Origin of the sequence: Streptomyces sp. NPDC001351 (assembly GCF_042896045.1) — a bacterium.
Classification (GTDB): Bacteria; Actinomycetota; Actinomycetes; order Streptomycetales; family Streptomycetaceae; genus Streptomyces.
On sequence record NZ_JBIAWS010000017.1, the window covers coordinates 220,720 to 233,414 of the forward strand.

Annotated in this window: 8 protein-coding genes; 4 read left to right on the forward strand and 4 right to left on the reverse strand. The window is 68.0% G+C overall.

Annotated elements, in window-relative coordinates; all coding sequences use genetic code 11:
• Window positions 1-177: 177 nt before the first annotated feature.
• The 4 genes from ACFY1U_RS43135 to ACFY1U_RS43150 all read right to left on the reverse strand — a co-directional run bounded on the left by ACFY1U_RS43135 (window position 178) and on the right by ACFY1U_RS43150 (window position 5,792).
• The gene (locus ACFY1U_RS43135) at window positions 178-942 is read right to left on the reverse strand and encodes a class I SAM-dependent methyltransferase (protein WP_390699557.1); all 765 of its coding nucleotides are present in this window, start codon (window positions 940-942) and stop codon (window positions 178-180) included.
• Window positions 939-2,507: a phytoene desaturase family protein gene (locus ACFY1U_RS43140; protein WP_390699558.1), complete on the reverse strand. Its 1,569-nt coding sequence runs from the start codon at window positions 2,505-2,507 to the stop codon at window positions 939-941. Before ACFY1U_RS43140 ends, ACFY1U_RS43135 begins: the two co-directional genes overlap by 4 nt.
• 184 nt (window positions 2,508-2,691) lie before the next feature.
• Window positions 2,692-4,932: a tetratricopeptide repeat protein gene (locus tag ACFY1U_RS43145; RefSeq protein WP_390699559.1), complete on the reverse strand. Its 2,241-nt coding sequence runs from the start codon at window positions 4,930-4,932 to the stop codon at window positions 2,692-2,694.
• 62 nt (window positions 4,933-4,994) lie between these two features.
• The gene (locus ACFY1U_RS43150) at window positions 4,995-5,792 is read right to left on the reverse strand and encodes an oxygenase MpaB family protein (RefSeq protein WP_390699570.1); all 798 of its coding nucleotides are present in this window, start codon (window positions 5,790-5,792) and stop codon (window positions 4,995-4,997) included.
• A 643-nt stretch (window positions 5,793-6,435) separates the two neighbouring features.
• Between ACFY1U_RS43150 and ACFY1U_RS43155 the strand changes: the two genes are divergently transcribed.
• From ACFY1U_RS43155 to ACFY1U_RS43170, 4 genes are all read left to right on the forward strand, one after another.
• Window positions 6,436-7,317 (forward strand): TnsA-like heteromeric transposase endonuclease subunit, encoded by an 882-nt coding sequence (locus ACFY1U_RS43155; RefSeq protein WP_390699560.1) that lies wholly within the window; start codon window positions 6,436-6,438, stop codon window positions 7,315-7,317.
• A 270-nt stretch (window positions 7,318-7,587) separates the two neighbouring features.
• Complete coding sequence (locus ACFY1U_RS43160; RefSeq protein WP_390699561.1) at window positions 7,588-9,618, forward strand: transposase; 2,031 nt, start codon at window positions 7,588-7,590, stop codon at window positions 9,616-9,618.
• Window positions 9,615-10,877, forward strand: coding sequence for an AAA family ATPase (locus tag ACFY1U_RS43165; protein WP_387861829.1), 1,263 nt, complete (start codon window positions 9,615-9,617; stop codon window positions 10,875-10,877). Before ACFY1U_RS43160 ends, ACFY1U_RS43165 begins: the two co-directional genes overlap by 4 nt.
• Complete coding sequence (locus tag ACFY1U_RS43170; protein ID WP_390699562.1) at window positions 10,874-12,634, forward strand: TniQ family protein; 1,761 nt, start codon at window positions 10,874-10,876, stop codon at window positions 12,632-12,634. The genes ACFY1U_RS43165 and ACFY1U_RS43170 overlap by 4 nt, the downstream gene beginning before the upstream one ends.
• Window positions 12,635-12,695: the final 61 nt, after the last annotated feature.

A 12,695-nucleotide genomic window follows, 5' to 3' on the forward strand; every position in this document is an offset into this window, starting at 1 on the left:
ATTCCTTGTGCGTCAAATATGCTCCCACGAGTTCGGGCTGCCCTCACCCCGAGGCTGCGGTGCCAAGTGCGGCGCCGGCCTGCCTGGACGGCGGCGTCGACCGGCTGTGCCTGTGCTGCTCGTCGCCCGGTTCGCGGACCGCTGGGGGACACGCCGTCGCCTCGCTCGTCGAGTTGCCTATGCCCTCGCAGCCAGGACCGGTTGATAGAAACCGCTGGTGTCCGGCATGCGCCACGCGATGTCGGTGAAGCCGGCTGCTGTCGCGGCATCGGTCACCTCTTCCCGGCTCAGCGCCCAGGAGGTGGTGCGGCGGACCCGCACCTCCCATCCCGCTTCTTCGGGCAGGAGCTGGAAGTACTCCTGGTCGTAGCGCTCGCCGTCGTCGTGCCAGTGCCACAGCTGGAAGGTGATCGACCGGCCGTCCGAACCGTGCGAGACCTGGGGAGGCTGGGAGGCGGGTCGGGTCCGGCGGAGGTCGTCGTAGTCCCGGAGGGTGAGCAGGAGCAGGCCGCCGTCCCTCAGCACCCGCCGCATCTCGCGCAGGGCCACCGCCACATCCCCGGCCGTGAGCAGGTGGGCGAGCGAGTTGTCGGCGCACACGACCACGTCGAAGGCGGCCGGCCGGAAGGGGAGTCGACGCATGTCGGCCGCCATCGCGGGCAGGGCGACGTCGCGGGCGGCGGCCTCGACCGCGGCCCGCGCCGCCGCGACGGGGCTCGCATCACTGCCGACCACCCGGTGTCCGGCGCGGGCCAGCCCGATCGCCTGGGTGCCGATGCCGCAGGCGCAGTCGAGCAACCGGTGGGGGCCGGTGCCGAGTTCGCTGCGGACGAGAGCGTCCAGGGTCGCGGCCTGGCGGGTCATGCTCGCATCCCAGTCCGGGAAGATGCGGTGGTAGTCGGCGGCGAGTGAGTCGTAGAAGTCGCGTGCCGAATCCTTCACTCGCCCGTCGCCTCCAGCATCGCCATCGCCGCGTTGTGCCCCGGCACTCCGCTCACTCCCCCGCCCCGCACCGCGCCCGCCCCGCACAGCAGCACGTTGGCGTGCCGGGTCTCCACGCCCCACCGGCCCGTGTCGTCCTGGGCATAGGGCCAGGCGAGTTCGCGGTGGAAGATGTTGCCGCCGGGCAGGCGCAGGTCGTGCTCCAGGTCGAGCGGGGTCTTCGCCTCGATGCAGGGGCGGCCGTCCGCGTCGGTCGCCAGGCAGTCGGCGAGAGGCTCGGCGAGGTGGGCGTCGAGCCCGGCGAGGGTGGTTTTCAGGAGTTCCTCGCGTACGGAGTCGTTGTCGCGTTCGAAGAGCCGCGCGGGGGTGTGCAGGCCGAAGAGGGTGAGGGTCTGGTAGCCCCGGTCGACGAGGTCCGGGCCGAGGATCGTCGGGTCGGTGAGGGAGTGGCAGTAGATCTCCGAGGGCGGCGCGGCGGGGAGCCGGCCGGAGGCAGCCTGGGCATGGGCGGCCGCGAGTTGCTGGTAGCCCTCGGCGATGTGGAAGGTGCCGGAGAACGCCTCACGGGGGTCGACGGAGCTGTCGCGCAGTCTCGGCAGCCGCTTGAGGAGCATGTTCACCTTGAGCTGGGCCCCCTCGGCGGGGGCCGGAGGCGTGTCGCCGGTCAGCTCGGCGAGGGCCTGAGGGGAGGCGCCCACGAGAACGTGCCGGGCGGCCACGAGGCCTTCTCCGTCCGCCGTGCGGTAGGTGATCTCGGCACTCCGGCCGTCGGTGTCGATGCGTACGGCCTCGTGTCCGGTGGCGATGACGGCGCCCGCGTCCCGGGCCGCGGTGGCCAGGGCGTCGGTCAGGGCGCCCATGCCGCCGACGGGAACGTCCCAGGCGCCGGTGCCGCCGCCGATCACGTGGTAGAGGAAGCAGCGGTTCTGGGCCAGTGAGGGGTCGTGGGCGTCGGCGAAGGTGCCGATGAGGGCGTCGGTGAGGACGACGCCCCGCACGAGGTCGTCGGCGAAGCGGTCCTCGATCGCGGTGCCGATGGGCTCCTCGAACAGCGTCCGCCAGGCCTCCTCGTCGTCGATGCGGCGGCGCAGTTCGTCGCGGGCGGGCAGCGGTTCGGTGAGCGTCGGGAAGACCCGCTCGGCGACGCGGCCGGTCATGCCGTAGAAGCGCTGCCAGGCCTCGTACTCGCGGTCGGAGCCGGTGAGCCGGGCGAAGGCCTCCCGGGTGCGGCGCTCACCGCCGCCGACCAGGAGCCCGGTGGAGCGGCCGTCCCGTTCCACGGGGGTGTACGAGGAGATGGTGCGGGCGCGGATGCGGAAGTCGAGGCCGAGGTCGCGCACGATCTTCTTCGGCAGCAGGCTGACCAGGTAGGAGTAGCGCGACAGCCGCGCGTCGACGCCGGCGAAGGGGCGGGTGGAGACGGCGGCACCCCCGGTGTGGTCCAGCCGCTCCAGGACCAGTACGGACCGTCCGGCGCGGGCCAGGTAAGCGGCGGCGACCAGGCCGTTGTGGCCCCCGCCGACGATCACGGCGTCGTATGTCCGGTGTCCCTCGTGTGCAGCCATGGTTCTTGGTAACACGCGATGATCGTCAGCGGCCAGAGGATTGCGGCGACGGAGTCAGGGCCCAGCGGACGCCCACTGCTGCCAGCACCGCCACCCGGCGGCCTCCGCGCCACGGCCGAGCTGCTCCAGGCAGTTCGCCTCGTCGTTGCGGCCGGCCGGCATGCGGGGCGACCGGGCCCCCGCCTCAGCCCCCACCCGACGCCCGCTGCTGGCGCATTACCGCCACCCGGCGGTACAGCTCGACAGCCTCGGCTCCGCGGCCGAGTTGTTCCAGGCAGTGGGCCTCGTCGTTGCGGCTGGCGAGGGTGTCGGGGTGGTCGGGGCCCAGGACGCGTTCGCGGGCGGCGGCCGCGCGGCGGTACTCGGTGAGGGCGTCGGACCAGCGGCCCAGCCAGCCGAGGCCGACGGCGACCTCGCGACGGCTGACCAGGGTGTCGGGGTGGTCGGGGCCCAGGACGCGTTCGCGGATCGCGCAGACGTCGCGCGACTCGGCGAGGGCCTCCTCCCAGCGGCCCAGACGGCCGAGGTTGACGCCGAGGCCGTGGCGGGCGCGCAGGGTCTCGGGGTGGGTGGGGCCCTGGACGCGGGTGCGGTCGTCGATCAGGTCGCGGTAGAGGGTGAGCGCCTCCGCGCTGCGGCCGAGGCGGCCGAGGCTGATGCCGACCTCGTAGCGGGCGGCGAGGGTGTCGGCGTGGTCGGGGCCGAGCGCCTGGGCGCGGGCCTCGGCGACGGCGCGGTAGGTCTGCAGGGCCTCCGGCCAGCGCCCCAACTGCCCGAGCGCATAGGCGACTTCGTAGCGGGTCACGAGGGTGTCGGGATGCTCGGGCCCCAGCACGCGGGCGCGGGCGGCGGCCACCTCGCAGGCCATGCGGTACGAGTCCTCCAGGCGGCCGAGGCGGGAGAGGTTGAAGGCGAGGTTGTGGCGGCAGCGCAGGGTGTCCGGGTGGTCGGGGCCCATGCCGCGCTCCCGGGCCGCGAGGACGGCGGTGTACACCTGGTGGGCGTCGAAGTGGCGGCCCAACTGGCCCAGCACGTACGCCATTTCCTGGCGGGCGGCGAGAGTGTCGGGGTGGTCGGCACCCAGGGCGCGGGTTCTCGCGGCGGCCACGAACTTGTACTCCTGCAGGGCGTCGGCGGCGCGGCCGGTGCGGCTGAGGGTGAAGGCGACCTCGTAGCGGCTGGCGAGGGTGTCGGGGTGATCGGGGCCGAGCAGATGGGCGCGTTCGGCGGCGACCGCGCGGTGCACCTCGCCGGCCTCCGCCCAGCGGCCGAGGCGTCCCAGGCTGAGGCCGGCGTTGTGCCGTCCGGCAAGGGCGGTGAGGGTCTGCGGGGAGGGGGCGGGAGGCCGGTCGGGGGCGGGGTCCTCGCTCCGTCCGTTCGCGGGCCGCGGAATCCATTCGCCGGTGAGGCCCGCCGAGGCGTCCGGAGGCGTGCTGCCGAGGCCGGCGCCGGTGGCCTTGTGGCCGGTGGTCATACCGCGGGTCCAGGACGGCAGCCGGGGCTCGCGGGAGGGGACCTGCTCGGGCGGCCGCAGCGCCGGCTGCGGGGTCACGACGGTCGGTACGTACGTCGGTGTGGCCCGGCCCAGGCCGATACGCCGACCCAACTCACGGGCGTCGTGCGGGCGTTGCTCGGGGAGCTTGGCCAGCAGGTCCAGGATGATCTTCTCGAGGTACTCGGGGAGCTCGGCCCGCCGGCTTCGCGGCGGGCGGGGCGGGGTGTCGCGGTGGCCGACGAGGATCGCCCAGGCGTCGTCGAGGTCGAACGGCGGTGCGCCGGTGGCGATCTCGTACAGCACGCAGCCCAGCGAGTACAGGTCGCTGCGCTGGTCGACCTCGCCGCCGCCGATCTGCTCCGGCGACATGTAGTGCGGGGTGCCCATGGCGATGCCGGTACCGGTCAGCCGTGAGGTGAAGCCGATGTCGTGGCCGAGGCGGGCGATGCCGAAGTCGCAGATCTTCACCGTGCCGTCGGTGAGCCGCATGATGTTGGCGGGTTTCAGATCGCGGTGCACGATGCCCTGCTGATGGGTGTAGGCAAGGGCGGAGGCGACCTGGTCGGCGATCTCGACCACGTCGCCCACCGGCAGCGGGTGGTGCTTGTTGTCCTCCAGGAGCTGCGAGAGGTTGCGGCCCTCCAGCAGTTCCATCACCAGGTAGAGGATGCCGTCGTACTCCCCGAAGTCGTGCACGACGGTGATCCCGCGATGCTGGAGGGCGGCGGCCACGCGGGCCTCGCGGCGAAAGCGTTCCCTGAGGACGCGGGTGAAGGACTGGTCGTGGTGCGGGCCGAGGGGCTTGAGGCACTTCACGGCGACATGACGGCCCAGCGACTCGTCGCGCGATCGCCACACCTCGCCCATGCCGCCACGCCCGATCAGGTCGAGCAGCCGGTACCGGCCCTGGATCAGCCTGCTGTCCCCCATCTGCTGCGATCGCCCCCGTAACTTTTCGTCCCGACCACCCCTGGCTCGTCCAGTATGGCGAGCTATCGTCCGAGTTTGTACGGTGCCGGGCGGGAGCCGGGGCCGAGCCGTGACATGGCGCGAAGGATGTGTTTGGGCGGGAGTTGCCAGCGCAGACGTGCGGGAATGCAGCGAAGCAGGTTGCCAGTGACACGGAGTTGCAGGGTGACGGTGTCGGGTTTCGGGGCGGGTCGGCCGTACAGTTCGTGGGCGTACGGCGGCAGGGCGGCGTACGCCAGTCGGGCCACGCGCCGCCACAGCACCTCGCGCGCGGGGACGAGCAGGGGGTGCGTCGGCGGGCGGAGCAGGAAGTCGTCCACTTCGCGTGCCCCGGGTCCGACGGCGAGTTCGGGCCGCACCTTCTCGAAGTAGGCGGCCATCTCCGCCTGATTGGCGGGTACGGCGTCGGGGTCGAGGCCCACCAGGCGGGCGCTCGCGCGCTGTTCGCCGATGTAGCGGTCGGCCTGCGCGTCGGTGAGCGGGAAGCCGGAGCGGCGCGCGACCTGGAGGTAGGAGTCGATCTCGGCGCAGTGCACCCACAGCAGTAGTTCCGGTTCGTCGACGCCATACCGCTCCCCCGTGTCCGGGTCGGTCGCCGACAGCATGGTGTGGATCTTCCGTACGCGGGCGCCGGCGCGTTCCGCGGCCTCCGTGGTGCCGTAGGTGATGGTGCCGACGAAGTTCGCTGTCCGCATCAGACGACCCCAGGCGTCCTTGCGGAAGTCGGAGTTCTGCATGACGCCGCGCACCGCGCGTGGATGCAGGGCCTGGAGGTAGAGCGCGCGGACTCCGGCGACCCACATCATCGGGTCGCCGTGCATCTGCCAGGTCACCGAGGAGGGTCCGAACAGCCCGGGGTCACCTGCTTGGATGTCCGTCACCACTGCAGGTGTGACCACAGACGCTAGGTGTCTCCGGAGCACTACGCTGACCTGCACTTTTGCCAACCACATTCAGCAGTATGGGGAGCTGTCTGCCGAGGATTCTTGGCACATCGGTACAGATTCGAAGGCCTCCCTGCCTGCACCGACGACGCCCCTTCCTCCTCCGGTTGCCTCCAATGGCCCATCCCCAACCACGACGTCACGTCGGCATCCTTCCCAGAGGGCCGCTGGATCACTCCCTCGAAAACGGGGCGGCGGTCTTCTATCTGCCGACGACGCTGCTCGGGTGAGCGTGTCGCGGAGGCCTCCGCTCTTCCCCGCTCAGATCACTGCCATATGGCGACTCACCTCCGGCCTACGCGCCCCCTGGTTGGACCGTCAGCCTTTGCTGGACTTGATCAGTGGGGGGCTCAGCACCTCGGGACATCTCCCTGAGACCGCCCAGCAAGGGTGCTGCGTGATGACCGTGGGAGGCGCACCCCTGGTATCCCGGTGCGATGAGGCGGCGTTACGAAGATCCAGAGGCCCTTAAGATGATCTTCGTAATTTCCATCGCACTCTTGGCATGTAAGGCGGAGACGTGGCTCCCCAGCCCCCGCTGCTCGATCACTCGCCAGTTGGCGCATCGAGCGCTACTGTCCCCTGGTCGGACACATCGACATTGCACGATCTCGCCCGAATGCATGCCATCTCAGCTGACGCCGTCAGTCAACTGGCCATGCCGTCGGACTGGACTGCCCGGTGGACTACGGCGTGGCGTTTCGGACGGACGCTCGTCGGTTGCACCGTCAGGAACCTGGGCGAGGTCTACGTGCTCTCAAGTGTTCCTGTGCGCCGCTTCACTTGGCGTACCGATCAGTGGCATCGCCCCGGCCTTGGATATCTGGTCAGTACCGACCGTCACCACGGTTTCGAGAGTTTCGAGGAGGAACTCCTCCTTCTGGCAGCTGACTTCTCAGGATCTCTTGTGGAGGCGCTGACTCAACCGTTCCGTCTGCGCTTCCAGAGCGTCAACGGCAGCGTCGAGCACATCCCGGACTATCTTCTGCTGACCGACGACACGCCGTGGCTCATCGATGTGCGGCCTTCAGCACGGATAGAACCTGAGGACGAGGTCAAGTTCGCCGCTGCGGCCGAGGTCGCCCTGGTTGCTGGGTGGAACTACGCGGTGGTTGCTGGTTGGCACGACCATGTAGTAGGCCTGATCGATACGCTGTCCGCCGGACGAAGGCACTTGACCGACCCACTGCGGCTACAGGAGCAGCTGCTTCTGGCGGCAGAAGACGGTCCACAGCCGTTCGGGACCCTGGTAAGGCGCTGCAGCCTGGAAGCCGTTGCCCGGGCTCATGCGATCCATCTGTTGTGGCATCGCCAATTGGGCCTGCAGATTTCTGGCCCTCTGACCGACGCGAGCACGATCCGCCTGTCCCTCTCTCGCCGCCCGGCGAGTGGGAGTTGGTGACAGTGACCGCTGCAGTTGCCTGGGACCTCTCGCCGGGAAACGAGTTCGTCGTGAACGGCGTGCCGTGGACAGTGGAGGCATTTCAACCCCAAGTCGGAAAGGTGGTGCTGGTCCGGCCCGAGCATGAGGCTTGGAAGACGTCGGTGCGGCAGTTGATGCACCATCCGAACATCAGGCCGTCGACACGAACGAGGAAGGAACCTTCCGGCCGCCAGCCGCGGGCGGCAGCCAAAGGGCGTTCTCGATCTGCCGCCGAGCAAGCGGCCACTCGTGATGTTGCGGGTGGACCATTTGCGGGAGGTGGAGACCGGGTTTCGCAGCGGTGATCCGCTGAACGCGCTCCCCGGAGAGCCGAAGCCGCAATACGATCCGAACTCCACCACGTTGACCGAGCGCCGTCATGCCAAGGTGCGGGAGCTGCGGCAGGACACGATACGCAACCCGGATCTGGCCGCCGCCCACTGCTTGGACAAGGTCAGCTACCGCACTCTGATCCGCTGGGATCTGGACCGCCGCCGCTTCGGGCCGGTGGGATGTGCGGACGACCGGTGGCTGCGGGAGGCGACCGGCCGTCAGATCTCAGCCGCGGTACGTGAGGCGATCTTTGCGGTACGCCACGAGACCCTGCACCGCTCCAAGCTGACAGCAAAAGACCGTGAACGGCTGATCCATCAGTACGTACGCGAGGAGTTCGGGAAGGACGAGCCGGTACCCAGTTACGAAACCCTCCGGGTCGTGTGGAAGGAGTGGTTCGGATCAACCGGAGCCCGTCAGCGCTATGCCGTTTCAGCTGCACGGGCTCAAGCGGTGGCGACAGGTAGGCACGTGGTGGTCAGTCGGCCCGGGCAAGTAGTGGCGCTCGACACGACGGTACTCCCGGTCAAAGTCCGTGAGCAGGTCTTTGGCGACCCGGTGTCAGTGCATCTGACGCTGGCTCTGGACGTATACACGCATTCGATCGTGGCTTTCCGACTCACGTTGGTCTCGGACACCTCAGTAGACGTCGCCATGATCTTGCGGGACGTCATGATGCCGCTGCCCATGCGCCCGGACTGGGGCGAGGAGATGGAGTGGGCCTATCCCGGGGTCCCCGGCAGCGTGATCGCGGAATTCACTGATGGCAAGGTCGCTGGGCTACCGTTCTTCGCCCCGGAGACCGTGACCACCGACCACGGCTCGGTGTACAAGAATCACCACCTGATCGAGGTTCAGCGGGTGATCGGCGCGACGATCCGGCCGAGTCGGGTGCTGCGGCCGACCGACAAGCAGGCGGTGGAGCGAGCCTTCGGCGCGATCCAGTCCCTGCTGTTCCGGATTCTTCCGGGCTACCAGGGCGTCGACAGCTCAGATCGCGGCATCGATCCGGAAAGTGACGCATGCATCACCGTGGCGGAGATGGAGCACTTGATTGCCACCTGGGTCGTCAGGATCTGGCAGAACCGCAGGTTCGGTTCCTACGCACCCAGTTGGGATCCTGCTGGTGATCACAGTCCGAATACCCTGTTCGCGGCGTCCATGGCCCAGGGCGGCTTTGCACTGCAGATCCCGCCGGCGGAGTTGTACTACCAACTGCTTCCTACTCATCGGGTGATGATTCACGGCCGACGCGGCGTAAAAATCAGAAATCTCTGGTACGACGGGGAGGCACTGAACGAGTGGCGTTTCCGTCCGTCTGGCCGGGGCGGGGCGGCGAAGAACAAGTACGTGTTCCACCGGGATCCACGTGATCCATGTTTCGTTTTCTTCCAAGATCCGCTCACTCATGAATGGCATCAGTTGCGTTGGGTGGGCCTTCCGGACGAGGGCCGAATGCCCGCGTTCAGTGACGCCCGTGTACGGCAGGTAATGCGCGAGCTGCGCAATCAGGGGCTGAAGCCGAAGTCCGACAAAGATCTGCTGCCCCTGTTGCTGGACTTGATCGGGAGCAATGTCCCCGTGGACCAATGGCCCACCCGTATGACCAAGGCCCAGCGAACCGAGCACGCCCGCGAAGAGGCCCAGGCCACAGCGGCGGCAGCCGACCGACCGAAGCCCTCCCCTGCCCCTGCCTGCGCCGACGAGGTGGCACCGTTTGTGCCACGCCAAGGCGGTGAGGTCGACAATGTCGTCACGTTGCGATGGCGTGAGCGGGCCGAGCAGGGCCGGGCTGCGATCGACGGCGAGCGCCGACGCCGACGGGAGGCAGTCTCCGAGGAACCGGCTGCGACGTCCACCCTTGGCCAGCGGTTGCGGGGGCGCAGCCTGATGGACCTGCTCGACGATGAGGACGAATCCGCCGCTGAGCCTGGAGGCCAGCCGTGAGCGAGCCCACCAAGCCGCCCGCCCGGGCCGTCACTTCGTTCCTGCCTGGGCCGCCGATCGACCGGACCCGGGTGGAGGGCTGGCACCGGTGGGTCCGTACCCGCGAGCTTTTCGTGCCGGCACCCATACTGAGCACGGAGCAATATCTGCAGTTGACGCCCCGCCGACGGCGAATTCACGACCTGCACCGTCTGGCCACCCACAGCAGCCTGCCAGTGCAGTCCACCCCAATGGGCGATGCCGTGGCGTGGCTGGTGAAAGCACGGATCGAGGACGGCGCCTACAGCCACAAGGCCGGAATCCGGACCGGGGTCATGGTCAACGGGGGTGGCGCCCAGGGAAAGACCGAAACGGTCTGCGCGGCGATCGCGGCCTTCGAGGAAGAATGGCTGGAGGTGAACGAGTACATGAATCCGGAGGCCATGGCCGGCACCAGGGATCTCCTCGCTCCTGTTGCGTATGTGCGCTGCCCGGTCAAGGCAACCCCCGTCTCCACCTGCCAGCGCATCCTCGACTTCTACGGCGAGGATTACAAGAACATGCGCCAGGAAGACTTGATCCGGACGGTGAACGCCGCCATCGCCGCGCACGCCACCAAGGCACTCGTGATCGACGACATCACGCGACTCAAACTGCATCGCGAGAGCGACCAGGACGTCTTGGACCTTCTCTTGGAGGTGATGAGCATGTCCGTCACCCTCATTCTGGTGGGTGTCGGTATCCCCACTTCCGGACTATTGCGCCGCGGCAGCTTCGATCCGGTTGCCAAGCAGTGGGTCATTCCTCCAGTGAAAGACCGCGGGCGCAGCCCAAATCCGGACGCTGCGACCCAGCATGAGCGGCGCTTCGAAATGGTCAATTTGCAGCCGTTCGACTACGACACTCCCGGGCAAATCAAGGCCTGGGTCGACCACCTGGCGGCGCTCGAGAAGAGCTTGCGGCTCCTGCACGACACCGAGGGCATGCTCACATCCGGATCCATGCCTGAGTATCTGTTCCAGCGAACGAATGGGGTCGTCGGGCTCCTGGAGAAGCTGGTGCAGCGAGGCTGCCGAGTCGCGATCGAGGACGGCAGCGAGCGGCTGAGCAAAGAGCTACTCAACCGCTGTGCCGTCCTCCCGACCGATTTGCCCGACCTGGACGCCGATTCCGGTGAACAGCCACTGATCCCGCCGGTCGAGTCTCGGCCCCGGAAGAAGCCGAAGGGCAGGAACACCGTGTTCGACGACTCGGGACCGGCAGCGGAGTCCGCCGGATGATCCAACCGACTCTTCGTCCGCTTGCACGCAGCCTCGATCCGCTGCCCGGTGAATCTTTGGCCGGTTTCGTCCTGCGCCTGTCCTATCGAATGGGATGCACCCCTCACCGCGTGGCAACCCTGTGTGGCCTGACCTGCCGAAGCGACAGCATCCCCCAGGACCAACTTCGCGGACTGAACCCGGAAACCGCCGAACAACTGGCCCGGGCCGCGCACCTGACCATGTCCGAGGTTCAGGCCCTGACCTTGCAGGATCTCGCCACAACCTACACACCGCTTGCCAAGCTTCGTGCCGGCAAGGCAGACGTCGGATCCAAGTCCCACATCAACTGGGCCACGAATCCCGACAGCCGTTACTGCCCCCACTGCCTGCGAGGGGACGGCAGTCCCGTGCAGCAGGCCTTCGGCGGTGCCTGGCAACTGCGCTGGCATCTGCCCGTCACGTTCGCCTGCACGCAGCACTTGTGCCTCCTCGAAAACACCTGTCCCCGATGCACTCAGCCGCTCAGCGGACGCGTTATCCGGCGATACAGCCTTGTCCAGATTCCCCACGTCTCCGGACTACACCCGAGCCAGTGCCGCAACCGGGCTCCCAGACCACTGCCCAAACCGCGGGCCCGCGCCGTGCCGTGCGGCGCACGGCTGGACGCCCCGCGAGACGTTGCCGCCGCGCTGTCGCCACTGGACATGCAGCGCATCCTTGACCTCCAGCACAACCTGAACCTGCGGCTGGATCCAGGTCAACTGGTGCGTACTGCCGACAGAAGGACACCGCACACCTACTTTCCCGACCTGATCACGACCGCGCGCCTGATCACGCTGAGCTGGCCGAAGGGCGCCTCGTTCCTCCCCTCCACAGCACTGGCGGACCTCGTGGACGAGTACGCCACACCCTATCTGCACAATCCGTCTCAACGCGGACTTCAGATCCGGCGTAGCGCACCCCGCAGAACGGCCGAAACCTCGGCCCTTCTGCTCGCAGCCGCGACTGCGCTCGGCGATCGGGCTCTTGTCCCTCTGCGTGAGCGTATCGAGCCCCTCGCTCGCGAGGCGTACCGCCGGTCGGCCTCCATCGGCGACAAGCTCTTCAAGGACAGCAACGTCTCGGCTATCTTGCTGCGCGCCACCGCACAGCGCGTCTACGGATTCCAGAAGCGCTCCATATTGCGTGTCGCCCCGAATTTCTACCGTTTCAGCACTGCCGAAATCCCTCCTCTCCTCCCAAGGGAATGGTTCGACGCGTACTTCCAGCCTCTCGTGCATCGCCTGCCGAAGATGACCACGCTCTTGGAGCGCCATCTGCGTTGGGCTGCCTCATTGAGGCTCGCCGAGTTGGTCTGTGATCAGACATGGCCAGCGTGCGCGGAGGCTCTGGGGATCCCTCAGAATAGCGCTCGCCGGACGATGAATGTGCTGGGTAAGCAGCTGACAACTCCTGGCCTCTGGCCTGTATTTGAGGACGCGGTCGACCTGGTTGCACATCAACTGCATGAACAGGACCGCCGAGTCAACTACGCCCACCGCCGCCGTTCCACAGCCGACTGGTGTCTTTCGCTCGCAGATTGGAAAGCATTGTGCGAGGGAATACCCGGTCTTGAGCAGCGCCAGGCAACGGGGGACCCCCGAGTCGGCGAGGCCGTCGTTTGGTGCATGGTCAACCAGGCCAGCTACCTTCACAGCCCGACGGTGACCCATCGCCGCTCCGCTTCGTACTCTCCTCGCCGACTGAGCTTTTTCAGCGGTGCCTCTCCAGGGTGAGGATGGCGGCTGCGATTGACGACAGTCGGTTCGGGCTGCACCGGGCTTTGCGGAAGATCCG

Bases quoted from the DNA above. Each gene is read 5' to 3' on its own strand.
- ACFY1U_RS43140 (WP_390699558.1), bottom strand. From the start codon at position 2,507: ATGGCTGCACACGAGGGACACCGGACATACGACGCCGTGATCGTCGGC.
- ACFY1U_RS43145 (WP_390699559.1), bottom strand. From the start codon at position 4,932: ATGGGGGACAGCAGGCTGATCCAGGGCCGGTACCGGCTGCTCGACCTG.
- ACFY1U_RS43150 (WP_390699570.1), bottom strand. From the start codon at position 5,792: ATGCACGGCGACCCGATGATGTGGGTCGCCGGAGTCCGCGCGCTCTAC.
- ACFY1U_RS43170 (WP_390699562.1), top strand. From the start codon at position 10,874: ATGATCCAACCGACTCTTCGTCCGCTTGCACGCAGCCTCGATCCGCTG.